Here is a 26,083-nt window from a genome sequence, read left to right as displayed (position 1 = left end):
TTGACTTCCTAGGATGGCATTTCTATGTCCAGAAACACAACGGAAAATTTAAAAGCATTCCCTCAGTGGAAAATTTCAAAGCATTCCGTGATAAAGTCAAACACATCGTCAACAACTCTAATTATGGGGCGAAGGTAAAAACAATCAAACTCGCTCCCATTGTAAGAGGATGGGCGCAACTACCATAAATATTGCAAAATGGACGGCTCAAGGTTTAGCCTATGGCACTTAAGTCAGAGAACCTTTAAAAAGTTCAAAAAACAAAAGACCATCAACCGATACCAAGCAATAGAATTGGTTAAAAGAGCCTTTCCAAACATTAGCTACTCTGAAAACAGTTTTGCCAACGTCAAAGGGACCAAATCACCCTACGACGGAGATATAAACTACTGGTCAAAGAGAAACAGTGTCCTCTACGATGGAAGTACAGCAAAAACGCTTCGCCGACAAAACCATTCATGTGGTTATTGTGGTCTGAAATTCATCGACGATGAAAAAGTAGAATTGCACCACATCGACGGCAACCACAACAATTGGAGACCTAAGAACCTCTTAGCAATCCATAACAGTTGTCATCATTATACTCACATGAGCAAAGGACGGAAAGACCAAGGTTTTCGGAAGCCGAGTGCAGGGAAACCCGCACGCTCGGATTTCACAGAGAGGGGCGAAGCATGATAGCTTCCCTCGACTCTACCGTGCGATTCGTTGAAGCTGCGAAGCTCTGGAGAACAGAGAAGTAGAGCTTCCAGGCGATGACGGGGAGAAAACCGTATGTAACCTGAACTGATAGTTGGATGTGGGTTAAAGTCCCACCATCTAAGAGAAAGATGACTCCTCATCTGGCACTGCCGAGTAAGCTCGGAATCTTACAGAGCAAAGCGTGCATCAGGGCGGAATTAGAGCCAAAACAGATTAGGCACACTACCGCTAATAGGGAGATGTCATGGGTAAACAGATTCTAGAAAAGTGCCTTACCCTTGAGCCACAATCTGAATAACCAATGTGGACTCCGTTACCATTAACTCTCGCAGTGTTATTAGAGTTGATAACTGCTTCTCCGAGAAGGTAACAGGCAAAGTGAATCACCCTAAAACATCAGCCAATCTGACTATCGGAACGAATAAAAACTCTGATACTTGGTTCTGGGGGATATCCAAACCCAGATAGGATGGACGAGCATCGGAAAACCAAGCAGAGGGTAGGATGAGGCGTAATTGCCAAAAGGAAACCAGAAAATGTTCGATAATTGAAGGACAGGGATTATGACGCATAACACCAGTTATAGCGATGATTGGAAAGACATCCGATGGAAGCAACTCCAGAAGACACTCTTTCGACTTCAAAAGAGAATATTTAAAGCAATTAGAGAAGGAGACAAGGCTAAAGCTAAAAGAATTCAGAAGTTAGTTCTCTCCTCCTACGCAGCTAGAATGCTGGCTATCAGGCAAGTGACCCAATTAAATCAGGGTCGTAAAACCGCAGGGATAGATGGGAAAAAGGCTTTGACGTTCAAAGAACGATTTGAGTTAGAAGAAACCCTGAAACTCAAGACAAAGACCTGGAAACATCAAGGATTACGAGAAATCCCCATCCCCAAAAAGGACGGAACCAAACGAATCCTAAAAGTCCCAACCATCGCCGACAGAGCATGGCAATGTCTTGTCAAATACGCTCTAGAACCAGCCCATGAAGCAACATTCCATCCCAGGAGCTACGGGTTTAGACCAGGGCGAAGCGCACACGACGCACAAAAAGCCCTGTTTCTACATCTCAGAAAAAGCACTAATGGAATTGATAAAAGAGTTCTTGAACTTGATATCAGCAAATGCTTCGACCGCATATCACACCAAACTATATTAGAACAAGTGATTGCTCCCGAATCTGTCATCAAAGGGTTACGCAAATGTCTTAAGGCAGGAGTTAACCCAGAATTTCCCAATCAAGGAGTACCACAGGGAGGTGTTTGTTCACCTTTATTGGCAAATATCGCTCTCAATGGCATCGAAAAAATCGGGGAATTTAGAAGCAGGGGCATAACTTATTCCAAATGTGTCAGATATGCTGATGATATGGTGTATGTTCTCAAACCAGAAGATGATGCGGAATCAATACTTGCCCAAGTAGAGGAATTTCTCGCTCAAAGAGGAATGGAAATTAGCCAGAAGAAAACTAAAGTAACAGCCTCGATAGATGGATTTGACTTCCTAGGATGGCATTTCTATGTCCAGAAACACAACGGAAAATTTAAAAGCATTCCCTCAGTGGAAAACTTCAAAGCATTCCGTGATAAAGTCAAACACATCGTCAACAACTCTAATTATGGGGCGAAGGTAAAAACAATTAAACTCGCTCCCATCGTAAGAGGATGGCGCAACTACCATAAATATTGCAAAATGGACGGTTCTAGGTTTAGCCTATGGCACTTGAGTCGAAGAACCTTCAAAAAGTTCAAAAAACAAAAGACCATCAACCGATACCAAGCAATAGAATTGATTAAAAGAGCCTTTCCAAACATTAGTTACTCGGAGAACAGTTTTGCCAACGTCAAAGGGACTAAATCACCCTACGACGGAGATATAAACTACTGGTCAAAGAGAAACAGTGTCCTCTACGATGGAAGTACAGCAAAAACACTTCGCCGACAAAACCATTCATGTGGTCATTGTGGTCTGAAATTCATCGATGATGAAAAAGTAGAATTACACCACATCGACGGCAACCACAACAATTGGAAACCTAAGAACCTCTTAGCAATCCATAGCAGTTGTCACCATTATATCCACATGAGCAAAGGACGGAAAGACCAAGGTTTTCGGAAGCCGAGTGCAGGGAAATCTGCACGCTCGGATTTCACAGAGAGGGGCGAAGCATGATAGCTTCCCTCGACTCTACCCATGTACGGTTTGGAATGGGAGGGGAAGGAGGTGACTCCTTTCTCGACCCCTAATTCTTAGGAAAGGGTTGTATGGTTTCACCGCTTGATTTCCAATTGGTTAACGCAGCCCGACAAGGAGACTGTCAAACTGTAGAAACCTTATTAGCACAAGGAGCCCACGTCAATGGGACAGATTTACAAAACACCAGTGCCTTGATGTATGCGTCCCAACGGGGACATCGAGAGGTTGTACAGTGCCTATTATCAGCAGGGGCAAATGTTAATCAACAACGACCGTTCTCTGGTTTAACGGCCTTAATGTTTGCTGTGGCCGCGAATCGAGTTGAAATTTCCCAAGATTTGATCCTAGCCCAGGCACAAGTTAACCAAACCAATGATGATGGCAACACAGCCTTGATGATCGCTGCCTATAAAGGACATACACAGATTGTCACCCATCTTATGGCGGCGGGGGCCGACGTTGCTCACCGCAATAAACAGGGTGATACGGCCTTGAAATTAGCCATTAAAGGAGATCATCCCGAAGTCATTGACTTACTTCCTGATACAGAAACCGAACTCACTCACCGACAAGCTTTGATGTTTGCCATTCGTTGTGGTAGTTTAAGGGTCTTTCAAAGGTTATTAATCCCTGAGACGGACATCAACACCCCCGATGGGGAAGGAGAAACCTTATTATCCTTAGCCGCTTCTGAGGGTCAAACAGCCATTATTCAAGCCCTATTAGCAGCAGGAGAAGCGGTTAATCAACGAGATGAGGAGGGAGAGACTCCTTTGCATTATGCCACCGTAGAAGGGCATTTAGAGGCTGTGAGGGCATTATTAGCAGGAGAGGCTAATGTTCATTTAGCTAATCAATTCGGGGATACTCCTCTGATTTTAGCGGTGGTGCAGGGACATAGCGACATTGTGCAAGAATTATTACAGTACGGTGCTGATCCCAATCGAAAAAATTACGGTGAGACTCCTTTAACTTTGGCGATCGCTAACGGTAATTTGGAGATTATTCAAGTTTTATTGAATGGAGGAGCCGATCCTAACACTAGATTACCCAATGGACGCACAGGATTGATGAAGGCAGCGGATGAAGGCAATATTACGCTGATACAGTTGTTACTGCAAACCGGGGCTGATGTTGACTTAAAAGATCAAACCGGGGCAACAGCTTTAATGTGGGGATCTCATCGGGGTTATGTGGATGTGGTTAAGGTCTTATTAGAAACAGGAAATGTTAATTTAGATGAAAAAAATAACAGTGGTTATACAGCTTTGTCCTTAGCCCAATATAATAACTATCCTGATGTTATCGAATTGTTAAAAAAAGCGGGGGCTAGTTGATGAAGTCAGAAGTTAGAAGTTAGAAGTCAGAAGTTTTTTGCTTTTTTTGGTGCTATCCCACAAAGGTTAAAATGATTCAATATCCCAGGAATTAAATATGCGAACCTATCAATTAATTGCCCCTGCTAAAATTAATTTATATCTAGAAATTGTCGGCGATCGCCCCGATGGTTATCACGAGTTAGTGATGATTTTACAAAGTATTGCCTTAAGCGATCGCATTGAACTTCGCTCTAATGGAACTCAAGCCATTAATTTACATTGTAATCATCCTTTAGTTCCCCTGAATCAGACTAATATTGCTTATCGTGCTGCTCAATTAATGGTGGATCAATTTCCCGAACGCTTTGCGAATTATGGCGGCGTTGATATTACCATTGATAAGCAAATTCCCGTCGCTGCCGGATTAGCTGGAGGATCAACGGATGGGGCTGCGGTTTTATTAGGGTTAAATTTATTATGGGAATTAGGGTTAACTATACCCCAGTTACAACAGTTAGGAGAAAAATTAGGCTCAGATGTTCCTTTTTGTGTGAGGGGAGGAACGGCGATCGCAACAGGAAGAGGGGAAAAATTAGATTCGATTCAAGATTTAGACAGTTTATGGCTTGTTCTTGCTAAATATAATAATCTTGGGGTTTCTACCCCTTGGGCCTATCAAACCTATAAGCAACAATTTGGCCATACTTATATTAATGATATAGCAGGAATTCAGTCTCGAACGTCTCAACTTCATTCGGGATCATTTGTACAAGCGATTAGTGACAAAGATGGAAAAAAAATAGGACAATTATTACACAATGATTTAGAAAAAGTTGTCTTACCTGAATATCCCCAAGTTGCTCAATTAAGAGACATTTTACAACAAGCAGGCGGCTTAGGTACGATGATGTCGGGATCAGGTCCCACTGTATTTACTTTATGTCAATCACAAACTGAAGCAGAAACCATCAAAAAAATAGCAAGACAGAAAATTGAAGATCCTAACTTAGAATTTTGGGTCACTCAATTATCTAGTAATGGTATTTCAATTATTAGTGAACAGTGAACAGTTATCAAAACTATATTCCGAACTTAGGTTATAGGTTTTTTATTTGTTCATTAATCCATTTTCTAAAAGCTTTGATTGTTTTATTTCGTCCCACTGTTTTTACTTGTTTTAAATATTGTGGAGTAACTTCTTTAAGTGGAAAATCAGGGAAATGGGGACTATATTCCACTTCTTTATAATTATTATTTGCTAAAACATTAATTTGTAATTCTCCTTTTTCAAATCGCCATAATTCAGGGACTCCTAAAATAGAATATATCTCTCGATGAGTACGGGAAGTTACATCAATTTCTAAAGCAAGATCAGGAGGGGGATCAATCGTTAAATCTAACCGATCTTTTCCTCTTATTTTGGCTTCATTTTCAATATAAAAGCAATTATCAGGTTCAATTCCTTGCTGCATCAATTTATTTTTAAATGTCGTTGAACCTAAAGAACAAAATTCAATTTCTAATTCTTCTAAAAGTATTTTAATTAAATCACTAATAATTTCTTTATTTCGTTCATGTTCAGGTAACGGATTCATAATTTCTAAAATATGATGATGATAAGCAATTTTGCTTGCTCGATGTTCTCCTAATTCTTCTAAAATTTGTTCAAATTCATCCCAAGTAACATTTTTTAGTAGAATTCTTTCTCCTGGGAGTATTTCAAAGCGTTTTAACTCTAATAACATTGTTTTATCTTCACTTAAAAATGGATCAATTTATTATTGACTATTTTTTATTTTCTTATCCTAAACTCAAATCCTATTATACAGTCACACAACATAGCTAAATTTAACCCCTGACTCAAATTTAAGGATAAACTTAAGATGATCATCGCAATTGATACAATTTCTAGGAATTAATCACGATACAATGAGAGTAAGATGGCGAAGATAATTATGCTTATTGTGCCGTCACTCACTCAAAGCACGATTACTGAACACAAGGGAAACGTTACCTTATGCCCCAATCTAATCTACATCTCGTCAACTCCCATGTAGATAATCATCAGGTTTCTGAACATCACTACACGACTCAGACCCATCAACCTTATAAACCTGAATTATCCTTAGATGAAGTTAACCAAACCCTAGAAAATGCGAACGCTCATCAAGTTGTAGAATGGGCTAGGGATACCTTTGGAGAAGGATTAGTGATGAGTACCAGTTTCGGTATTCAAGCAGCAGTGATGTTGCATTTAGTCACCCAAGTCGTGCCAGATATTCCCGTTATTTGGGTGGATACCGGCTATCTTCCTGCTGAAACCTATCGCTTTGCTGACGAATTAACCCAACGTCTCCAACTCAATTTAAAGGTTTATCAATCTCCCTTAACCCCTGCTAGAATGGAGGCACTTTATGGGAAACTCTGGCACCAACACGATTTAGAGTCCCTGAATCGTTACGACTATATCCGTAAGGTAGAACCGATGCAACGGGCCTTGAAAGAACTTCAAGCAACTGCTTGGTTAGCGGGGTTACGTCGTCAACAAACGGAACATAGAAAGTCCTTAGAACGAGTTGAATTACAAGGGGATCAATATAAAGTTTATCCCATTTTAACTTGGAATGCTCGCGATATTTATCACTATTTAACGGCACAGGATTTACCCTATCATCCCTATTTTGATAAAGGCTATGTTACTGTAGGAGATTGGCATTCTAGCCGTCCGGTTACTGCTGATGATGAGAGCGAACGGGATAGTCGTTTTCATGGGGTTAAACAAGAGTGTGGCTTACATTTACCCCTATCTCCCGAAGCAGCCCAAAGTTTAGATTCGAGTACCCTTTAATATTGAATCTTATAGTCATTAATAACGACTATAATCATACAGGTTGGGGGGACTGTCTTCAGCATTTAAAGTATAACAATGTCTTCCTTGGGGATGATCCCAAAAGGGGTTCAGTCTTCGATAAAAGTCGTCTTTTTTTCGATTGTTTTGACTATCGGTTTCAAAGTTAGCACACAGTTGATACTCAGTTCCCTCAATAATATTATAGTCATAGGATTGTTGTGTAATTGGATCAGAAGTATAACCCCTCTCAGGAAGAGACTGAGGGATATCTGAATTATTGTTACTATCAGTGGTTTCTCGATACAGAAATTGAGCAATTTCATGTAGGTTTTCTACTCTTCTTTGATCGGCTTTTAAAGTTCGCTGTAACTGAGGTGAACCTAATAACCAAAATCCAGTAACAATACCAATAGTAACCGCAAAAATCGATAAGCCAAGAAAAAAACGATTAAGGGATTTCATGAGGTAATTACCTCCTTTCTTAACCAAAGTAGGTAATAACAAAAAATACTACCGGCAATTAATAAAACAATGATTGATTTGAAAAGAAATCCTAAGGTTAATGATCCTGTTAATAAAGAGGTGAGAAACCAGACTAAATCACCAATGACAATTAAAGCAGTGATAAACAAGGCAATATAAGTCAACCATTTTCTAATCCCTGATTGATAATTTTGTGACTGTTCTGCTAAATTAGAAAAAATTACTTTCATTAACAGTAAATAAACGGGATAAACGATAATTAATCGTGCTAAATTGGAAGCTAAATTACTAAACCATCGAGAACGATCCAAAGGATCATCAATCAGATAATTAACCGCAATAAAACCAACACTACCTAATGCTTGACTCCAAATCCCCAAAGTAACAAATGAGAGTAAATACAAGAACGTTTCTTTGGCCGATTCTCCCCGAAGTTGGTTAGGAACTGGAATAGTAACTCCAATAATTTTTTCAAAAGCATGGGTAAAGGCTAAGTCAATATCTTGGGTAGACCATCCTTTATTTTTTAAAAGTTTATAAATCATTTCATCGGATATACCTTGGTTTCTAGCCGATTCGATAAAATGACTAATGGTCTCAATGGTAGAATTATGGTTATTTGTAGAGCGATTATTAGACATAAATTAACTTCTCGATAAAAGTTTAAAAATTCTCATCTTCAATTTCCTCATCTCTCAAATCATCTAAATCTTTACCAAACTTTTGTTGGGGAGGAATGGCAGCAATAATGGCATCAATCACCTTACCCACCGGGATAATTTCTATGCCAATATCATCAGCAAAACTCTGTCCTTTGGGAACGATCGCCCTTTGAAAACCTAACTTAGCAGCTTCTTTTAACCGCAATTCCATCTGGGAGACTAACCGAACTTGTCCTCCTAACCCCACTTCTCCAATTAATACGGTTCTAGGGTCCACTACCCTATCCCTAAAACTAGCTACAACCGCGATGGCCACTCCTAAATCAGCAGCCGGTTCTTCTACTCCTAACCCCCCCGCAGAAGCCACATAAGCGTCTAATTTAGACAAAGGAATGCCGACCCTTTTCTCTAACACTGCTAAAATTTGTTGTAAGCGACTATATTCTACTCCCGTGGTGGAACGACGAGGGGACGCATAGCTAGTGGGACTGACTAACGCTTGTAACTCTACTACAATGGGACGGGTTCCTTCACAGGCCACCACGGTAGCGGTTCCGGGGACAAACTCATCTCGGTTGCCTAAGAATAATTCTGAGGGGTTATCTACCTCAACTAACCCATGTTCTGCCATTTCAAAAATACCGATTTCATGGGTGGCCCCGAAGCGATTTTTAACCGATCGCAGCAGACGATGGGAGGCATAGCGATCGCCTTCAAAATAGAGGACTGTGTCCACTAAATGTTCTAATACCCTAGGTCCTGCGATCGCCCCTTCTTTGGTCACGTGACCCACTATAAACAGGGTAATATTATCCCGTTTAGCCACTTGCATTAAAGCCGAGGTACATTCTCTAACCTGGGCCACTGAACCCGGCGCAGAGGTCAACGCAGCAAAGTATAGGGTTTGAATACTATCAATAATAGCCACTTGGGGTTGCAAAGATTCTAACTCTCTTAATATCTCTTCTAAGTCCGTTTCTGGGAGAATAAATAGGTTGGCTTTATCGGGGTCATCTTTTTTCTTTTTAGTAACTTTCCCGTTGCCATTTTTGCCATTGGTTTCTGCTTTTTTAGATTCCGTAACACTACTAGCTTCTGCCACTCCTAAACGAGAAGCCCTTAACTTAATTTGTTGACCAGATTCTTCGGCCGAAACGTATAAAATACGGGGTAATCTTTGGGATAATTGGTTAGCGGTTTGTAATAATAACGTTGATTTACCAATACCGGGATCTCCCCCGATCAACACTAAAGAACCAGGAACCACACCACCCCCTAACACCCGATCTAATTCCCCATAACCGGATTGAAAGCGGGCTTGTTCTTCTTCGGTGATATCATTAAAAGAGACAGAGATACGGGGTTTTGGGGCAACCGTAGCACGATGATCACTACGGGTGTTCGATTGCCATCCCCCCCTAGCCACTCCCACAGGAGAGGATGATGTGTTGACCATTTGTTCTTCTAAAGTTCCGTAGGCTTGACAAGCCTCACACTTCCCAAACCACTGAACTGACTCTGCGCCACAAGCACTACAAACATAAACAATTCGTGTTTTAGCCATAATGAAATTTAAAGAAACGTTAAAAAAATTAAAAAAATACTGGATATTGGGAAAAAAACCCTAGAAAATGATAAGGAGTATTAAGAGAAGAGTCCTCTTTAAACTCAGATAATGTTTAGATTCTAAAGCAAGAATTTAGGCTTAAGAATCGTAAAAAAGGGATATTCTGGATCTTAGAGAGATCAATGGGAAACCATTTAACTTAAAGATTAGCAATTTTACTTAGTATTAGGGAGCGTGGGCAACATTGGAAACACATAAAGAGAAAATTTTAGTCGTGGATGACGAAGCCAGCATTCGTCGTATTCTCGAAACCCGTCTTTCTATGATTGGCTATGATGTCGTTACGGCGGCCGACGGGGAAGAAGCGTTAGACATCTTTCACGAAGCCATTCCTGACTTAGTGGTATTAGATGTGATGATGCCGAAGTTAGACGGTTACGGAGTCTGTCAAGAGTTACGCAAAGAGTCAGACATTCCTATTATCATGTTAACCGCTTTAGGAGATGTTGCAGACCGCATTACAGGGTTAGAATTAGGGGCTGATGATTATGTGGTCAAACCCTTTTCTCCTAAAGAGTTAGAAGCAAGAATTCGTTCGGTTCTCCGACGGGTTGAAAAAAATGGCGCACCCGGGATTCCTAGTTCTGGGGTAATTTCTATTGCTTCAATTAAAATTGATACCAATAAACGTCAAGTTTATAAAGGTGATGAACGTATTCGTCTGACAGGGATGGAATTTAGCTTATTAGAGTTATTAGTGAGTCGTTCGGGGGAACCCTTTTCTCGTTCGGAAATCCTACAAGAGGTTTGGGGTTATACTCCTGAACGTCATGTGGATACCAGGGTAGTCGATGTACATATATCTCGTTTAAGGGCAAAGCTAGAAGATGATCCCAGTAATCCTGAATTAATTTTAACCGCTAGGGGAACAGGTTATTTATTTCAACGCATTTTAGAACCAGGGGAAGAACCCTAGGGCCGCTACGCGGAAGGCAAAAGGTAGAAGGCAAAAGGCAAAAGTATGCTAAGTTAAGGTTTTAAGCCTTTGGTAACTGGTGGGTTATGTCTACCGCGCTGTCCTAGTTATTATTAGGGGTTTAATCCGATTGACCCCTAAAATTACTTGAATCAAGCTGTTCCCTATTTCCTGTTCCCAAAGGTCTCTAAAAATGAAGAAAGTCAAAACAAAAACAGTCTATTTTGGTGAGTCTAGTACAATAGAATTCAAAATATAATTATTGGATAATTAACCAAGAGAGCTTATGTGTGGGATTGCTGGGATTTGGGGAAAAACCAGTCAGAGTAATATTGAGGCAATGATGGAAAGTATCATTCATCGCGGACCCGATGCTAATGGTATTTTTGTGGTTCCGGATGGTTCGGGAATTTTAGGCCATCAACGACTCAGTATTATGGATGTAGAAGGAGGAAATCAACCCATTTATGGAGATGGGAAAAAAGCGATTATCGGTAATGGAGAAATTTACAATTATCCTCAACTTTTTTCAGATTTAGAGTCAAAATATCAATTTGTTACTAAAAGCGATACTGAAGCGATTTTACATTTATATGACGACAAAAATATAACGGCTATCCCTGAATTGGATGGGATGTTTAGTTTTGCTATTATTGATAATCATAAATTTATTGCTGCTCGTGATCCCATTGGTATTAAGCCTTTATATTACAGTGAAAAAGATGGTAATTTTTGGTTTGCCTCAGAACTAAAAGCGATTACTAAATTTTGTGAAGATGTCAAGGAATTTCCCCCCGGTACGTTCTTCTCTTCAGAAACGGGATTTTCAACCTATTATAATTTACCGGATATTCCCCCAGAAATGGATGCTGATATAGATGATATTGTTAAAGACATCCAAGAAACCGTAGAAGCTTCAGTCGTTAAAAGGTTGATGGCTGATGTACCTTTGGGTGCGTTTCTTTCGGGGGGATTAGATAGTAGTATTATTGCAGCGATCGCTAAAAAACATAAATCCGAATTACATACGTTTTCGGTGGGGGTAGAAGGGAGTAAAGATATTAAAGCAGCCCGACTGGTTTCGGATTATTTAGGAACCATTCACCATCAATATTTAATTAGCCCAGAAGAAGCGATCGCTAAATTGCCTGAGATTATTTATGCCCTAGAATCTTTTGATCAAGACTTAGTTAGAAGTGCTATTCCCTGTTACTTCACCTCTCGTTTAGCGGCACAATATGTAAAAGTGATTCTTACAGGAGAAGGGGCTGACGAACTGTTTGCCGGTTATACCTACTACAAAGATATTCCCAGTGATGACATTTTACACACAGAATTAAGGCGATCGGTTTCCAGTTTACACAATATTAATTTACAACGGGTTGATCGCTTGACCATGGCCCATTCTATTGAGGGAAGAGTCCCCTTTTTAGACCTGAAAATGATCGAGTTAGGTCAAAAAATTCCGGCGCATCTTAAACTGAGAGGCAACCCACCCGTAGAGAAATGGATTTTAAGAAAAGCCTTTGAAGATATCTTACCCGAAGAAATTGTTTGGCGCAAAAAAGAACAATTTGACGAAGGCAGTGGCACGGTGGATCTATTAGTAGATACCTTAAAAGATGTGATGAGCGAAGAACAGGCACAAGCTTATCAAAAAGAACATGATCACATTAATTTGCGATCGGCAGAAGAATGTTATTACCATCAAATTTTTATGGATGTGTTTGACAACCCTACAGCTATCTTAAATAATGTTGCTCGTTGGGCAGAACGTCCAGTTTTAGTTTAGAAAAAATAACAAAAGAAGACAACCTGACTAGGGTAAGTCTTCTTTTGCTTATAATGCTCATAGACCTAAATTCGATGATGAGATCAAAATGGAAAAAATAACCATTGAAGTTGATAATGAAATTGCCCAAGCTTATCGAGAAGCTGAAATAGATAAACAACAGAAGATGCAAACCATTATCAATGATTTACTTAAGCAGATGATAAATAATAAGAGTCTCGATGACATTATTAAAGAAATGCAAACTCAAGCAAAAAATAATGGATTAACTCAAGAAATTTTAGACAATATTCTCAATAATGAATAGATTTAGATTCGTCATTGATACTAATGTTTTAGTGAGTAGTATTCTGATTGAAAAATCTCCAGCAGATCAAGCATTTAAAAAAATTAGAAGCTTAGGAAATACTTTATTTTCAGAGAGTACGTTACAAGAATTACAAGAAATTTTACAACGTCCTAAATTTAATAAATATGTATCTTATCAAATTAGAAATCAATTTATGATGCAACTCCAACTTGAGGCAGAAATAATCACTATTATCGAAAAAATAAACATCTGTCGAGATCCAAAAGATAACAAGTTTCTTGAAGTTGCTGTTAATGGAGATGCTAATTTTATTATCACGGGAGATAAAGATTTATTAGTATTAAATCCCTTTCAAAATATCGAAATTATCACAGTAAATGAGTTTTTAAGAAGTTTCAAGCTTGATTAATAATTGTCATTCCGAGGTACGAGGAATCTCCATATTGTAATTGTTATTTTCTAGCTAGTGAGCAGGATGCTCACACTCTTCGATCTAAAACTTATTACTGACATCTTGCATCAGTACAAATAAACTCAATAGAAAAACAAAAACAATCAATTCTAAGACAGTTAGAGTCAAAATAAACCCCTACACCCTACACCCTACACCCTACACCCTTTCACTACTAGCCAATTTTAAACAAGATGCAAGATGTGAGTATTAGAAACAACTATAATTCCTAACTTTTACATATTTCCTTATATTCCCTTTCCATTTCTTCACTGGGTAAATTCCCGTTTAACCACTCACACCCCCAACTGACTAACTCCTCTAGGGTATGGACTGGCCAAACTTTGGCGGTTTTATCATCAGATGCAGTGACAATTTTAGTGCCATCTCGGCTAAATTGGGCATCCCATACCGAGTTTTGATGACTTTCGAGGGTGGTTATCAGTTTCCCTGTGATGTCCCAAACTTTGGCGGTTTTATCCCTTGATGCAGTGACAATTTTAGTGCCATCTGGGCTAAATTGGGCATCCCATACCGAGTTTTGATGACCTTCGAGGGTGGTTATCAGTTTCCCTGTGATGTCCCAAACTTTGGCGGTTTTATCCCTTGATGCAGTGACAATTTTAGTGCCATCTGGGCTAAATTGGGCATACCATACCGAGTCTTGATGACCTTCGAGGGTGGTTATCAGTTTCCCTGTGATGTCCCAAACTTTGGCGGTTTTATCCCTTGATGCAGTGACAATTTTAGTGCCATCTGGGCTAAATTGGGCATCCCATACCGAGTTTTGATGACCTTCGAGGGTGGTTATCAGTTTCCCTGTGATGTCCCAAACTTTGGCGGTTTTATCATCAGATGCAGTGACAATTTTAGTGCCATCTGGGCTAAATTGGGCATTGATTACCGAGTCTTGATGACCTTCGAGGGTGGTTATCAGTTTCCCTGTGATGTCCCAAACTTTGGCGGTTTTATCATAAGATGCAGTGACAATTTTAGTGCCATCTGGGCTAAATTGGGCATCCCATACCGAGTTTTGATGACCTTCGAGGGTGGTTATCAGTTTCCCTGTGATGTCCCAAACTTTGGCGGTTTTATCATAAGATGCAGTGACAATTTTAGTGCCATCTGGGCTAAATTGGGCATCCCATACCGAGTTTTGATGACCTTCGAGGGTGGTTATCAGTTTCCCTGTGATGTCCCAAACTTTGGCGGTTTTATCATCAGATGCAGTGACAATTTTAGTGCCATCTGGGCTAAATTGGGCATCCCATACCGAGTTTTGATGACCTTCGAGGGTGGTTATCAGTTTCCCTGTGATGTCCCAAACTTTGGCGGTTTTATCCCTTGATGCAGTGACAATTTTAGTGCCATCTGGGCTAAATTGGGCATTGATTACCGAGTCTTGATGATCAATTAAGTCAACTTTTCGCGGTAGTTGATACCAAAGGATGTTAAGTACCAAAATCGGACTACTGGTAGGATAGTTATTATCTGGTTGTTTGAGGGGAATTAAATCTTTTCCTGCTTTCACCGCAGTTAACAAAGCTTGTATAGATTGATCTTTATCGAGTTTATCTAATGCTCGTCCAGCTTCCCTTTCTAAGTTAATAACTTTTTGAGCAGTTTCGAGTTCTTTTTTTGCCTGTTTAATGTTTGAATTCAGATTCTCTAATTCTGCAAGTCGTTTTCGTTCATATTCATCACTTTTTTGGTAAAATTTCTTCTCTTCGGTAGGATCTAGTAAAAAGGGACGTAACTCTTCCCATTGCTGTCTCACTTGCATTAACAACCCTCCCATCATCAAATTTTCATCTATGGGATTTTTTAGCCATTGCTGGCGTTGATCGTCTAATCTTTCGGATAATTGCCGTAAATCTCGATTTTCCTCGCGCCACAGTTTAAAACGTTGCCATCCTTCAATTAACGCCTCATGGACTAAATCAATTGTGCTATTGTTTTGATGATCTGTCGCTGTGACTAATAATCTGCCAGACACTAACCCGTATTTACCATCAATTAATTTATTTAACACTTTTTGCTGTTGGTCATCATCTCCACCAATATTTAAGACAGTTGTTTTGGGTTGTCGTTGTCTGGTATCCTTTGCTTGATTACCCGTGCGGACTAAGCGCAAAAAAATCAACTTAATTAACTCTTTTTCTATATCTGTTCGCTCTATTTTAGGATTATCTTGCTTATGGTCTTGATAATGGTAAACTTTCTCTGCATAAATATCCAAAGCTTTCGTTAAACCTGTATTATTTGTCTCCTTGTTCCCTTGTTCCCTTATCTCTCCTTGTCCCAACTTTTCATAAGTATCCAACGTCAAAACGTTATTCTCTTCATCTCGTTTGTCCCATAACAGGGTCAAAGCAAACTCTAATAATGGCAAAAATCCTTGTTTTTTACCTACATCACTCAATAAACGCAACAATAAACCATTTTCTATGTGATATCCTTGTCGTTGAGCCGGTTTAATAATAATTTCTTCTATATCTTTTTCCTTTAAAGGAGGCATATAAATGGCGTGATCCTGGATAATTTGATATAAAGCTTGATACTGTAAGCAGTTATCTAAAAAATCTGCTCGCATTGTGGTAATAATGGCAAATTTATGCTTATTTTTAACTTTAATTTGCGTAATTAGGTCAATAAACCGCTTTCTTTCTTGTTCTCGACTACAAACGGTAAAAACTTCTTCAAATTGATCAATAAAGAGAAAATATTTCTGAGAATTGGGTAAAAATTCAAGAATATTGCTCATTTCTCTCTCTTCATCTTCAATAATCTCTTGTAACTCAGCTTCATCTAAATTGACATAATCCTTAAAAACTCTTCTTAACTCGCTTAAGGGTTCAATTCCAGGCTTAATTGTTGGTAAAGTACACCATTCTTCTTTTTCTGCTTCTAACCAAGCCATAACTCCCGCATACACCACGGAAGATTTACCACTCCCTGAAGCCCCAATAATGGGAATAACGCCAAAATTCTCTAATTTTTGTTTAATATCTTCCGTTAATCGCTGTCTCCCGAAGAAAAATTCTTTTTCTTTAGCAGTGAACACATTTAAACCCTGATAGGGACAAACAATATTCCCCTGATTATCTCGTATCGGTTCAATTTCTGGGATTTCTTGGTTATTAGATAGAGTATACTTAACCAAGGTAATTGATCCACCAATTCCCATCCGCAGAGGGGTTTGTAACTTCCCCGCAATTTTTGTATTGACAAAATCAAACAAGCGATCGCAACTTATTTTCCCTTGTTCGTTCTTATTATTATCAGATAATCCCTCAATAATGGCTCCTGAAAAAACACTATGTTCTTCTTTTCTAATACTTTTAGCTGTTTCAAAAGAACGAGAAGCCGTGATTAAATAATAATTCTGTTTATATTCAAATGTATTCAAACTCTTTTGCATTAAATGGGTTTCAATATAGTTACCACTATGACAACAATCTAATAATAAAACTAATTCACTCAAATTTGCTTGTTCAATTAAATAGTTTAAATCTTCTAACGGAAAACTATTTTTTTCTTCAATTCTTTTATTATCTTTGATTACTACCTGACAATTTGAAGTAGCTAAATATCCCTTTTCTCTTCCTAAGCGATCGCAAATTGTAAACCCATGACCGGTAAAATAAATCAAAGCTGGTTGATTATTGGCTTTTTTAGTTAAAAACAGTTTTAATTCATTATATAAATCCTCATCTGTTACTTTTCCTGCTTTCATCTCGTACTCTGCTGTCTCAGCATTTCCTTTTCTCGGAAATCTAGTTATGTCATAATCTCCATATTGATGTAATAATTGAGCGATCGCCTCTGCATCTTGAGTTGTTTTTGGAAGAGGTTTATTTTTATAAGCATAACTATATTCAGGAATAGCAATAATTAGAGCATATTTTGTCATTATAAGTCTGATAAATACGACAGCTTCTATTTTAGAAGGAATAATAAGAGTTTCAGTACATTAATTTTATAAAATTTAATCATTATACGCTTCAAATTATTTTACAATTAACAAAGTGTTCTTAGATACTGATACTATTTGTACAGTAAATAGTAATGTGAGCATCTTGCTCACTCGATAGCACGTAAAACAATATAGAACCTAAAAAAATGACAACAAAACTCTATTTTGAAACCGATCAAGGATTAGATAATATTGATATTAATCCTAACTCTATTATCATTTCCCCTGAAGAAGATGACGGAATTGATGAGATGGGAGGATTACCCATTAATGTTAGTCAACAACTCGATCAAGCACAACAAATGATCCGAGAATGTGCAGAATATACCCTAAATTCATTTAAGAATTTTGCTGCTGCTGAAGTGGATGAAATCACCTTAAAATTTGGGATAAAATTAGCAGGAGAAGCGGGCATACCTCATATTACAAAAGGAACAGCAGAAAGTAATATTGAGATACAAATCAAATGTAAATTTCCTCAATAATTCTTTTCAATTGGAGAAGAAATTGGCTCAAAAATATGTAAACGAAAATGATGAGATAATTCCTCACAAACTTTAATCCCTCTGATACTATTCCCCCGTTGATCTAAAGGTGGAGAAAAGACAGCAATTCCCATCACCCCAGGAACCACTGCTAAAATACCACCCCCCACACCACTTTTGGCTGGAAACCCCACTTTATACGCCCATTCTCCTGCAAAATCATACATTCCACAAGTGAACATAACACTCAATAAATCTTGAATATAATCAGGATTAATCCCTTGTTTTCCCGTCATGGGGTTAGTGCCATTATTCGCTAATGTGGCAGCCATAATTGCCAAATCACGACAACTAATAATCACAGAACATTGTTGTAAATAGAGTTGCAATGTTTCTTTTATGTCACCAGAAATCATGCCAAAATTACGCAATAAATAAGAAATTGCCCAGTTGCGATCGCCTTTAGTTTGCTCAGAAACCACCGCCCCCGTATCCACATAAACAGGATGGCCGATATACTTTTGATACATTTTTAAAATACGATTTAGCTTATGTGCCTGACTTTTTCCTTTAATTAAATTGGTAATAGCGATCGCCCCCGTATTAACCATTGCATTATAGGGACGTTTAGAATTTTCTTCAACTTTAATAATCGAATTATAAGCATCCCCCGTCGGTTCAACGTCAACCATTTTCAAAACATAATCCCTACCATGATCTTCTAAAGCTAAACCATAAGCAAATACCTTAGAAATAGACTGAATTAAAAAAGATTGATCTACATCTCCCACCCCATAAAATTGACCATCAGTTGTCACTATACAAATAGAAAACCAGTTAGGATCAATTTCAGTAATATCGGGTTCACTTACATAACTATTGCCTTCACTTAGAGGTAAATACTTGTCATATAAATACTTTAAAAAATTGGTAATTGAAGGAGACTTCGCTAAAAAAAGAAATGGTTTATTTTTCTCTTTTTCCTTTGATTGATTGGTTTTAATTTCGTTAAAAATATGGAGTTTAAAATGATGGGAAAGATCCTTAAAAATTTTCACCCCTCGTACACTTTTTCTATGTTCTCCCAAAGGGGGAGAAAAAACAGCAATTCCCATCTGATGGGGAACAATGCCCACAATCGCCCCGGATAAGCCACTTTTAGCCGGTAAACCCACTTGATAAGCCCATTGACCCGAAAATTGATACAATCCACTGGTATACATCACACTCATTAAGCGTTTGGCATTATCAGACTGTAACACCCTTTCTCCCGTAATCGGGTTTAAACCAGCATTGGCCAACGTAGCAGCCATTAACGCTAAATCTTGACAATTAACTAACACCGAACATTGCTGAAAATAGAGGTCTAACACCTCTTCAATGTTGTCTTCAATTAAATTAAAATGAAGCATCATATAAGCGATCGCTCGATTCAAATTATCTCTCGTTTTTCGTGACCAAAAGATAGACTGATCCACTTCAACATCCCGTGCAAAATAGCGTCGAAACATCTCAAATAATCGCTGTTGACGTTCTTCTAAAGTGTCACCTTTAATTAAACTGGTAGTGGTAATGGCACCAGCATTAACCATGGGATTATATTTTTTTTGTTGAATTTCCGAAGGATCAATAATGTCATTAAACGGTTCTCCCGTGGGTTCAACGCCAATTTTTTCGAGAACAGATTCCCATCCCCAGTCTTCTAAAACCATGCCATAAACTAAGGGTTTAGCAATGGATTGGATGGTAAATAACTGGGAAGCATCCCCAACACTATAGATTTTTCCCTGGGTCGTCACAATAGCAATTCCCAGTAAATCAGGATTAACCTGGGCTAATTCCCGAATATAGTCCGCGTTCTCTCCTTCTGTCACTAAAAGATAGCGTTGATACAACTCTTCAAGAAAGGTTGAACAAGCTTCACCAAACAAGGGATTGTCAGGAGATAAATCGGACCAAGGGGTTGAGTCATTAGGCAATGTCATACTTATTCAAATTTCTGCGATAGGGTTACTGGGTACAAGTTTTTTGAATCTTAATGTACAAAGTCACAACAAAGGAGTAACCTACTAAAGGAACAAGAATCTTAAGGAAAGATATCACGCTTTAGAGCGATTATTATTGTTTATTGGGATAACGATTTATGAAACCAGCTAAATTGGATGGATTCAAAACCTATACACAAGCTGTAAAAGAGGGGAAATATGATCTCTATGTTGGCAATTTATTCGGTAAGTATGACAATGTTCGTACCTACTGGGAAGATCAATTAACCCGAATTGTTCTCCGTCCTTATCTCTGGGAAATCGTGGAAAATTGTCGTTCTCAAGATCAAGGAGTGAGAATTGTTGACCTTGGTTGTGGTGCTGGTCAAGGTTACGATATCCTGACAAAAATTGATCGCCGTGACCTTGATTTAGGGCTGCAACATAAACGAGTTTTACCCCCCGAAGAGTTGTCTCTGTTTTTGGGGTTAGACATTAGCCAAGCAATGGTAGAAAAGGGACAGACTTTATTTGAGACTCATCCCTATGTTCAATTTCAACAGGCCGATTTAAGTCAAGGACTCGGAAACATCAAACAGACAGAATCACCTTTTGATTTATATTTTTCCTCCTATGGTTCATTATCCCATTTAGCCCGAAAAGATTTAGTGAAATTATTGGGCGATATCTGTCATCATGGCCGAGATGGTAGTTATATTGTCATGGATCTCATTGGACGCTACTCCATCGAATGGCCTGATTTTTGGTACGCTCAATCAGAAGAGGAGAAGGTACGCCAGTACAATATGGGTTATCTCTATTCCGATGAGGTTCGTCAAACGGCTGACATTGAGTCTTTTCCCATTCGTTTTTGGACGGGAGAAGAGGTTAGAGAATTAGCCCAAGAAATTACCGATCAGGTTGGGGTTCAACTGGAAGTGGCAAGATTGGTTGATCGGTCTCTATTAGTTGGCCGTCACACCGATACGAAATCCTTTAACCCCAAATTACAACCCATTCGTCGCTCCATTAATTCTCTTCATGAAGATTATTTACGAACCAATTTAGATGAATTAATGTTAGATGCGAGTATTTTTCCTGATCATCCCTTTATTACTCCCCTACTCCACGAATTAATTAACTCTTGGAATATTTTAATTGAGTTTACCCAACATCGTTTGTCCCATAATTTTTCCTTACCTGACTTGAAAGGATGGGATGAGTTTCCTAAACCCTTACAATTTGCTTTAATGACCATCGATCGCGTGATTGCTGATGTGGGTTGGATGTGGTACGGAGATCCTCGCGCCAATATTATTGAACCCCAGTTAGGCTACGCCTTAAGAACCTTAGAATACGAAATGCAACGAGGTTGGGGCTGTGGCCATGGCTTAATTGCTGTGTTGAAAGTTAAAAAGTAAACTTAAACCCCCCACACCCCCCACACCCCCCACACCCCCCTTTAAAAGGGGGGCAGGGGGGGTAGGGGGTGTGGGGGGTGTGGGGGGTAGGGGGCAGGGGGGGGTTAGGGGCGCGATCAGAATAGGCAACAAGCAACAGTTTCTCAGAAAATCTTCACGTTTCCTGTTTCCCTGTTCTCTCCCCCGAAGGGAATTAACCGTGAGGGGTTAACACTCCTTTTTCTTTGGCTTCCTCTTGAATGGCTCCATACAAACGGTTTAACGCACTTATATAAGCACGGGCCGAAGCGGTTATAATGTCGGTGTTAGCTGCATAACCGGAATAGATACGCCCTTCATGACGTAACCGTATAGTGACTTCTCCCATGGCATCGATACCCGCCGTGACAGACTTCACAGAAAACTCGATCAACTCATTGGGAACATTAACCACTCGGTTGATGGCTTTATACACCGCATCCACTGGACCGGTACCGATGGCTGCATCGGTTAATTCTTTGCCTTCGGGGGTTCTTAGGGTAACGGTGGCCGTCGGAGCAGCATGATCACCACAGGATACTTGTACCAACTCTAAACGGAATAATTCGGGGGCTTGTTGAATTTCATCATTGACGATCGCTTCTAAATCCCAGTCAGTGATCTCTTTTTTCTTGTCTGCCACTTCTTTAAACCGTAAAAAAGCGTTATTCAACTCGGTTTCGGACAATTCAAAGCCCAATTCTCTTAAGCGAGTCCGAAAAGCATTCCGGCCTGACAGTTTACCCAGTACAATTTGATTATTGGTTAACCCGATCGATTCTGCATCCATGATTTCGTAGGTTAACTTATTTTTTAGTACCCCATCTTGATGGATGCCAGATTCATGGGCAAACGCATTGGCTCCCACGATCGCTTTATTGGGTTGGACAATCATCCCAGTGAGGTTAGAAACCAGGCGAGAGGTTTTATAAATTTCTTTGGTGTTGATGTTCGTTAAGGGTTCCGTTGAATCAACGGAACGGCCTAAGAAGGGGTTAAAATATTGACGACGTACATGGAGAGCCATTACCAACTCTTCTAAGGCTGCGTTGCCGGCTCTTTCCCCAATTCCGTTAATGGTGCATTCTAGCTGTCTGGCTCCATTTTTCACTGCTTCTAGGAAGTTGGCCACGGCTAATCCTAAGTCATCGTGTCCATGAACGGAAATAATAGCTTGATCGATGTTCGGCACATTGTCTTTAATGCCTTTAATTAAGGCTCCGAACTCACTGGGGGTGGTATAACCAACAGTATCGGGAATATTAATGGTGGTTGCGCCGGATGCAATGGCCGCTTCTAACACTTGATACATAAATTCAGGATCACTGCGCCCTGCATCTTCGGGGGAAAATTCCACATCATTGGTGAAGGTTTTCGCATAAGCCACCATTTCCGGTACGATAGCTAAGACTTCTTCTCGTGTCTTTTTTAATTTATGTTTGAGGTGGATATCTGATGTAGCGATAAAGGTATGAATTCGGGATTTAAAAGCGGGTTTTAGGGCTTCTCCAGCCGTTTTGATGTCATTTTTACTCGCTCTTGCTAAGCCACAGATAGTGGGACCGTTTTCTGTACCGACGGTTTGGGCAATTTTTTGGACGGCTTGAAAATCCCCTTGACTGGCGTAGGGAAATCCTGCTTCGATGATATCGACTCCAAGTCGTGCTAAAGCCCGAGCAATGGTCAGCTTTTCTTCAACCGTTAAACTAGCACCTGGGGACTGTTCTCCGTCTCTGAGGGTAGTATCAAAAATGATAATGCGATCGGGTTGATTGCTCATAGGAACGACTTAAGAGGATTTCATCAAGAACACAATTTCTACTGCTTAATTATAGCTCAAATTCTTATACGATTAACTTAAAAATATCTAATAATATTAATGTTTCCCCCGTTAAGGGGGACTTATCATCAAACCCGTTCGACACTGCCAAAAAAGACCGGTTCAACCCGAATCGCCATAATACTTGAGGGACGAACCACCATATATTCTCCCTGAATGTTTTTGATAGGAACATTGATAAATTGTTCAGAATCAAAGTTAGGGACAATCTCGCCACTATACCATTTTTGAAAGTCTTGAATTTGAGCAAAACGCACTTCTTCACGGTGGCCACTAGAAAGGAATAGGTGTACGGCGTATTCGTCGGCTTTTCTGGGCATAATTAAGGCTCCTAGATACTTTCTTATTTCCTATTATCCGTGACTAAGGGGCTAATTTAAACCGTTGTAATAAAGCTTCTATTACCTGGGGTAAGGTTTGTGATAACTCCTCAGAGGTCTTAAACTCTAGTTGTTGATGGGACGGCAAATCAAAGGGCCATTGGCCTGACACATCTGATCGTTGTTGATGGAGTAATAAGATTTGTCCCCCTCCTTTACTTTGTAAGGCGTATCCGAGTTCAGTGCAAATATAAGGACTGGGAATTAAACGAGATATCTCCTCTTGTTTGATTTGAGTAATCGGAGTCCCATCCACCACGAATAATAAGCTTTTTCGCAGTTTCCGCAGTTGACTGTCACTGAGTCGTAAAGGCGTGTCTGGGGGACGAGAGGCAATCTCTAATTTGAGGGGATAACGCGATCGCTGATTATACTGCTTAATCGTATCGTCTAAAACAGTTTGAATCCTCTGACTAGAGTGGGGATATTCTGTCTGTCCACTGAAAAAGATGATCGGTTCTAAGGTGGCGGCAATGTCTTGCTTACTCAGATACAATTCTTGGGAGACAAGATCAAGGTTGGCAATGGTATAACCGCCACTCCCTTCTATATAAAATTCTACGGCTTCCCCTTCTAAATAACGTTGAAACCATTCAGATTGCTGTATGATTTCTTTATCGTCCAAAAAGTCGGCTCTCAGGGCAGATTTTAGTAAACTATTCCGATTTAACCGTAAGTCTGGGGGACGCTGAATGACATCCCGTAACGGTTCATATTGCCCTAAATACCACGCCTTCAGGGGAATAATTGCCATAGTTTTTTCGCTCCCAAGAATGTGTAACTATAGGCATAGTACACTATTTAAAAATTTTTGGGTACATTAGTATTAGTTTTTAACAGTATTGACTAATATCTTCTCCCCATTCTTCGGCCAGATAACAAAGGGCGCGGAAGCGTAAAGCCATTAAGTCGTCATACAGAGGATTTAGTTTACATAGAGGGGGAATACTGAGTAATACGTAACCAAAAAACTCAATTTTCCGTTCAAAGGGACATTGAGCGGGGATCAGACGGCAGAGACGGTGGGCAAAGGTGCGATCGCTAATTTCTTGATGCTCGAGGCGATTTCGTAAGGATTGTAACATTCTTGATACTGGAGATTTGACCCATTTAGAAATAGAAACAGGCTCAAAAGATCCACAGCCTAAGACAAAATTCTTTATGGTATAATCTGTTACATTCATGATGTATTCCTTATTACTTTAATAAGGCAATAGTTTTTGTAAAGAAATAGGATTTGTCAATGATTCCGTAATAAGTTCGAGGTGTTAGGGAAAAACGCCAGGAATATGATAGACAAAATTGTTAAGCTCAGGTTAATCTTCTCTGATTGATTTTTTCCTATGTTGATGAGAATTTAGATGTATAACTCATAACAGTTATTCAGATGGATTAACCTAACATTGCTATCATAACTGACCCAACAAGGGGTTATTTGGAAAAAAAGTTGAAGAATCATTACATCCCCTTGCTTTGATCATCCCCATTCTGTGTGGCCAAGAGATCAGCAAGATTGCGTAATTTTGAAAAATGCCATGCTTAAGTATCCGCAGTTATTCTGAGAAGGTCATTGTCTGAGCGGATACCTTAGTTATTATGCTGTTAGTCATCTAAATGAACCGTTAACACTGCAGGGGAGCAGGGAGACGAGCGACCCCGCGCCGTCTTACGGCGCAAGGGAACGCGCGAGGAAGGGAGCATCGGAGAAAGGGTTTTAGTCTATAAATAGCCGTTTTAAAGCCAACAGCTGATCAAAACAAGGATTTTTTGTTCTGACCAATAAGTGTCTTATTTCATATTGGCTCTAGTATCCCTGACGGCTACCACAAAAAACAAGACCGTTAGGGGAATACTTAAAGCTAAAATGACCCCTGTTTTTAAGTTGCCTAAATCGGGAGTTCCTGATGACAATTCAAAGACAGAACCAACACCAGCAATGGCTGTAATACATGATCCTAATAAAAATACACCGCTTTTGGGGGTCACAATGTTTACTCCTGATCCTCAATGAATGAGCTTGATAATTTTGAACCCTAACTGTTTTCTGGTTCTACCAACCAATAACGAAACAAGGGTCAATGGGCTATTATTTGACGGGTTTAACGGCTCCTCTAGAAAAGCCTTTTTCTTGTAATTTTTCCGTTAAGGCTAAGTCATTGTCTACCCGATCAACAAACATCACTCCATTCAAGTGATCCATTTCGTGTTGAATGACTCGTGCTAATAAATCAGTGGCTTGAATTTTGCGAGGTTTTCCTTGTTCATCTTTAAAAGACACCTCGATGGTTTTCGGCCGGGTTACATCTAAGTAGACCCCAGGAATACTGAGACATCCTTCTTCTACTACGCATAATTCCTGAGAAACACGAGTGATTTTCGGGTTGATTAAAACTAAAGGAGGATTCTCAGGGTTATCGGGTTCACAGTCAATCACGATTAATTGTTTATGAACGGCCACTTGTGGCGCGGCTAAACCAATACCATGGGAACTGTACATGGTTTGGAGCATTTCCTTGGCCAATTTGCGAATACTGTCATCGACTTTGGTGATGCGTTTAGCCGGTTGACGGAGGACGCGATCGCCGAGAACATGAATATCTAAAGGGGGATTTTCTAACTTTTCTTTTTCGACTGTAATTACACTCGTCATAGGAATTTCAAGACGAT

23 protein-coding genes and 1 pseudogene are annotated in these 26,083 nt (G+C 39.6%); 11 read left to right on the top strand and 13 right to left on the bottom strand.

Features of this window, described 5'->3' with window-relative positions; all coding sequences use genetic code 11:
* Positions 1 to 678: pseudogene (locus tag C4E06_RS28645) on the top strand (group II intron reverse transcriptase); the annotation flags it as partial.
* Positions 679 to 1,085: 407 nt separating this feature from the next.
* Here the strand turns inward: C4E06_RS28645 and C4E06_RS27285 are convergent.
* Positions 1,086 to 1,274 (bottom strand): hypothetical protein, encoded by a 189-nt coding sequence (locus tag C4E06_RS27285; protein ID WP_107667096.1) that lies wholly within the window; start codon positions 1,272 to 1,274, stop codon positions 1,086 to 1,088.
* On the opposite strand from C4E06_RS27285, the gene C4E06_RS06735 reads away from it, so the two are divergent.
* The 3 genes from C4E06_RS06735 (at position 1,263) to ispE (ending at position 5,285) form a co-directional block, all read left to right on the top strand.
* Complete coding sequence (locus C4E06_RS06735) at positions 1,263 to 2,876, top strand: reverse transcriptase domain-containing protein (RefSeq protein ID WP_107667365.1); 1,614 nt, start codon at positions 1,263 to 1,265, stop codon at positions 2,874 to 2,876. The two genes, C4E06_RS27285 and C4E06_RS06735, sit on opposite strands and share 12 nt — an antisense overlap.
* Positions 2,877 to 2,968: 92 nt before the next feature.
* On the top strand, positions 2,969 to 4,237 hold the full coding sequence (locus tag C4E06_RS06730; RefSeq protein WP_107667364.1) for an ankyrin repeat domain-containing protein: 1,269 nt from the start codon (positions 2,969 to 2,971) through the stop codon (positions 4,235 to 4,237).
* 97 nt (positions 4,238 to 4,334) lie between these two features.
* Positions 4,335 to 5,285 carry a 4-(cytidine 5'-diphospho)-2-C-methyl-D-erythritol kinase gene (gene ispE / locus C4E06_RS06725; RefSeq protein ID WP_198648378.1) on the top strand — a complete coding sequence of 317 codons (951 nt, stop codon included), beginning with the start codon at positions 4,335 to 4,337 and terminating at the stop codon, positions 5,283 to 5,285.
* Between the two features lie 31 nt (positions 5,286 to 5,316).
* Here ispE and C4E06_RS06720 read toward each other — a convergent pair whose 3' ends face one another.
* Entirely contained in the window at positions 5,317 to 5,964 is a 648-nt protein-coding gene (locus C4E06_RS06720; protein WP_107667362.1) for a Uma2 family endonuclease, read from the bottom strand.
* Positions 5,965 to 6,236: 272 nt separating this feature from the next.
* On the opposite strand from C4E06_RS06720, the gene cysH reads away from it, so the two are divergent.
* A complete protein-coding gene (cysH, locus tag C4E06_RS06715; protein ID WP_107667361.1) occupies positions 6,237 to 7,067 on the top strand; it encodes a phosphoadenosine phosphosulfate reductase in 831 nt (276 codons plus the stop codon).
* Between the two features lie 18 nt (positions 7,068 to 7,085).
* Here cysH and C4E06_RS06710 read toward each other — a convergent pair whose 3' ends face one another.
* The 3 genes from C4E06_RS06710 to radA are packed head-to-tail and all read right to left on the bottom strand — an operon-like array spanning position 7,086 to position 9,779.
* Positions 7,086 to 7,532 carry a hypothetical protein gene (locus tag C4E06_RS06710; RefSeq protein WP_107667360.1) on the bottom strand — a complete coding sequence of 149 codons (447 nt, stop codon included), beginning with the start codon at positions 7,530 to 7,532 and terminating at the stop codon, positions 7,086 to 7,088.
* A complete protein-coding gene (locus C4E06_RS06705; protein WP_107667359.1) occupies positions 7,529 to 8,194 on the bottom strand; it encodes a DUF5671 domain-containing protein in 666 nt (221 codons plus the stop codon). Before C4E06_RS06705 ends, C4E06_RS06710 begins: the two co-directional genes overlap by 4 nt.
* Before the next feature lie 22 nt (positions 8,195 to 8,216).
* Complete coding sequence (gene radA / locus C4E06_RS06700) at positions 8,217 to 9,779, bottom strand: DNA repair protein RadA (RefSeq protein ID WP_107667358.1); 1,563 nt, start codon at positions 9,777 to 9,779, stop codon at positions 8,217 to 8,219.
* Between the two features lie 247 nt (positions 9,780 to 10,026).
* Here radA and rpaB point away from each other — a divergent pair, with 247 nt between their 5' ends.
* The 4 genes from rpaB (at position 10,027) to C4E06_RS06680 (ending at position 13,269) form a co-directional block, all read left to right on the top strand.
* Positions 10,027 to 10,758 carry a response regulator transcription factor RpaB gene (gene rpaB / locus C4E06_RS06695; RefSeq protein ID WP_008276088.1) on the top strand — a complete coding sequence of 244 codons (732 nt, stop codon included), beginning with the start codon at positions 10,027 to 10,029 and terminating at the stop codon, positions 10,756 to 10,758.
* A 286-nt stretch (positions 10,759 to 11,044) separates the two neighbouring features.
* A complete protein-coding gene (gene asnB / locus C4E06_RS06690; protein ID WP_107667357.1) occupies positions 11,045 to 12,550 on the top strand; it encodes an asparagine synthase B in 1,506 nt (501 codons plus the stop codon).
* Between the two features lie 88 nt (positions 12,551 to 12,638).
* Complete coding sequence (locus tag C4E06_RS06685; RefSeq protein ID WP_107667356.1) at positions 12,639 to 12,857, top strand: hypothetical protein; 219 nt, start codon at positions 12,639 to 12,641, stop codon at positions 12,855 to 12,857.
* Positions 12,850 to 13,269 (top strand): putative toxin-antitoxin system toxin component, PIN family, encoded by a 420-nt coding sequence (locus C4E06_RS06680; protein WP_107667355.1) that lies wholly within the window; start codon positions 12,850 to 12,852, stop codon positions 13,267 to 13,269. The genes C4E06_RS06685 and C4E06_RS06680 overlap by 8 nt, the downstream gene beginning before the upstream one ends.
* A gap of 271 nt (positions 13,270 to 13,540) precedes the next feature.
* On the opposite strand, the gene C4E06_RS06675 is transcribed toward C4E06_RS06680, so the two are convergent.
* Positions 13,541 to 17,224, bottom strand: coding sequence for a caspase family protein (locus C4E06_RS06675; protein WP_107667354.1), 3,684 nt, complete (start codon positions 17,222 to 17,224; stop codon positions 13,541 to 13,543).
* Between the two features lie 209 nt (positions 17,225 to 17,433).
* Here C4E06_RS06675 and C4E06_RS06670 point away from each other — a divergent pair, with 209 nt between their 5' ends.
* Positions 17,434 to 17,772 (top strand): CU044_2847 family protein, encoded by a 339-nt coding sequence (locus tag C4E06_RS06670; RefSeq protein ID WP_107667353.1) that lies wholly within the window; start codon positions 17,434 to 17,436, stop codon positions 17,770 to 17,772.
* Here C4E06_RS06670 and glsA read toward each other — a convergent pair.
* Positions 17,766 to 19,757: a glutaminase A gene (gene glsA, locus C4E06_RS06665; protein WP_107667352.1), complete on the bottom strand. Its 1,992-nt coding sequence runs from the start codon at positions 19,755 to 19,757 to the stop codon at positions 17,766 to 17,768. The genes C4E06_RS06670 and glsA overlap by 7 nt on opposite strands.
* 158 nt (positions 19,758 to 19,915) lie before the next feature.
* Between glsA and C4E06_RS06660 the strand changes: the two genes are divergently transcribed.
* Positions 19,916 to 21,178 carry a trans-aconitate 2-methyltransferase gene (locus C4E06_RS06660; protein ID WP_107667351.1) on the top strand — a complete coding sequence of 421 codons (1,263 nt, stop codon included), beginning with the start codon at positions 19,916 to 19,918 and terminating at the stop codon, positions 21,176 to 21,178.
* Between the two features lie 193 nt (positions 21,179 to 21,371).
* Here C4E06_RS06660 and C4E06_RS06655 read toward each other — a convergent pair whose 3' ends face one another.
* The 6 genes from C4E06_RS06655 to def all read right to left on the bottom strand — a co-directional run bounded on the left by C4E06_RS06655 (position 21,372) and on the right by def (position 26,066).
* Positions 21,372 to 22,976, bottom strand: a complete 1,605-nt coding sequence (locus tag C4E06_RS06655) for a 2-isopropylmalate synthase (protein WP_107667350.1) — start codon at positions 22,974 to 22,976, stop codon at positions 21,372 to 21,374.
* 128 nt (positions 22,977 to 23,104) lie between these two features.
* On the bottom strand, positions 23,105 to 23,356 hold the full coding sequence (locus tag C4E06_RS06650; protein WP_107667349.1) for a hypothetical protein: 252 nt from the start codon (positions 23,354 to 23,356) through the stop codon (positions 23,105 to 23,107).
* 43 nt (positions 23,357 to 23,399) lie between these two features.
* On the bottom strand, positions 23,400 to 24,170 hold the full coding sequence (locus tag C4E06_RS06645; RefSeq protein ID WP_107667348.1) for a hypothetical protein: 771 nt from the start codon (positions 24,168 to 24,170) through the stop codon (positions 23,400 to 23,402).
* Between the two features lie 79 nt (positions 24,171 to 24,249).
* Entirely contained in the window at positions 24,250 to 24,600 is a 351-nt protein-coding gene (locus C4E06_RS06640; protein WP_107667347.1) for a Mo-dependent nitrogenase C-terminal domain-containing protein, read from the bottom strand.
* A gap of 604 nt (positions 24,601 to 25,204) precedes the next feature.
* Positions 25,205 to 25,402: a hypothetical protein gene (locus C4E06_RS06635; RefSeq protein ID WP_107667346.1), complete on the bottom strand. Its 198-nt coding sequence runs from the start codon at positions 25,400 to 25,402 to the stop codon at positions 25,205 to 25,207.
* Positions 25,403 to 25,502: 100 nt separating this feature from the next.
* Complete coding sequence (gene def / locus C4E06_RS06630; RefSeq protein ID WP_107667345.1) at positions 25,503 to 26,066, bottom strand: peptide deformylase; 564 nt, start codon at positions 26,064 to 26,066, stop codon at positions 25,503 to 25,505.
* Positions 26,067 to 26,083: the final 17 nt, after the last annotated feature.

This window comes from Cyanothece sp. BG0011, from assembly GCF_003013815.1.
Classification (GTDB): Bacteria; Cyanobacteriota; Cyanobacteriia; order Cyanobacteriales; family Microcystaceae; genus Crocosphaera.
The sequence above is the reverse complement of the archived record's forward strand: the minus strand, read 5'-3'. Positions and strand labels throughout refer to the sequence as shown.

Bases quoted from the DNA above. Each gene is read 5' to 3' on its own strand.
- C4E06_RS27285 (WP_107667096.1), bottom strand. From the start codon at position 1,274: ATGCGTCATAATCCCTGTCCTTCAATTATCGAACATTTTCTGGTTTCC.
- C4E06_RS06730 (WP_107667364.1), top strand. From the start codon at position 2,969: ATGGTTTCACCGCTTGATTTCCAATTGGTTAACGCAGCCCGACAAGGA.
- ispE (WP_198648378.1), top strand. From the start codon at position 4,335: ATGCGAACCTATCAATTAATTGCCCCTGCTAAAATTAATTTATATCTA.
- C4E06_RS06720 (WP_107667362.1), bottom strand. From the start codon at position 5,964: ATGTTATTAGAGTTAAAACGCTTTGAAATACTCCCAGGAGAAAGAATT.
- cysH (WP_107667361.1), top strand. From the start codon at position 6,237: ATGCCCCAATCTAATCTACATCTCGTCAACTCCCATGTAGATAATCAT.
- C4E06_RS06710 (WP_107667360.1), bottom strand. From the start codon at position 7,532: ATGAAATCCCTTAATCGTTTTTTTCTTGGCTTATCGATTTTTGCGGTT.
- C4E06_RS06705 (WP_107667359.1), bottom strand. From the start codon at position 8,194: ATGTCTAATAATCGCTCTACAAATAACCATAATTCTACCATTGAGACC.
- radA (WP_107667358.1), bottom strand. From the start codon at position 9,779: ATGGCTAAAACACGAATTGTTTATGTTTGTAGTGCTTGTGGCGCAGAG.
- asnB (WP_107667357.1), top strand. From the start codon at position 11,045: ATGTGTGGGATTGCTGGGATTTGGGGAAAAACCAGTCAGAGTAATATT.
- C4E06_RS06685 (WP_107667356.1), top strand. From the start codon at position 12,639: ATGGAAAAAATAACCATTGAAGTTGATAATGAAATTGCCCAAGCTTAT.
- C4E06_RS06680 (WP_107667355.1), top strand. From the start codon at position 12,850: ATGAATAGATTTAGATTCGTCATTGATACTAATGTTTTAGTGAGTAGT.
- C4E06_RS06675 (WP_107667354.1), bottom strand. From the start codon at position 17,224: ATGACAAAATATGCTCTAATTATTGCTATTCCTGAATATAGTTATGCT.
- C4E06_RS06670 (WP_107667353.1), top strand. From the start codon at position 17,434: ATGACAACAAAACTCTATTTTGAAACCGATCAAGGATTAGATAATATT.
- glsA (WP_107667352.1), bottom strand. From the start codon at position 19,757: ATGACATTGCCTAATGACTCAACCCCTTGGTCCGATTTATCTCCTGAC.
- C4E06_RS06660 (WP_107667351.1), top strand. From the start codon at position 19,916: ATGAAACCAGCTAAATTGGATGGATTCAAAACCTATACACAAGCTGTA.
- C4E06_RS06655 (WP_107667350.1), bottom strand. From the start codon at position 22,976: ATGAGCAATCAACCCGATCGCATTATCATTTTTGATACTACCCTCAGA.
- C4E06_RS06650 (WP_107667349.1), bottom strand. From the start codon at position 23,356: ATGCCCAGAAAAGCCGACGAATACGCCGTACACCTATTCCTTTCTAGT.
- C4E06_RS06645 (WP_107667348.1), bottom strand. From the start codon at position 24,170: ATGGCAATTATTCCCCTGAAGGCGTGGTATTTAGGGCAATATGAACCG.
- C4E06_RS06640 (WP_107667347.1), bottom strand. From the start codon at position 24,600: ATGAATGTAACAGATTATACCATAAAGAATTTTGTCTTAGGCTGTGGA.
- def (WP_107667345.1), bottom strand. From the start codon at position 26,066: ATGACGAGTGTAATTACAGTCGAAAAAGAAAAGTTAGAAAATCCCCCT.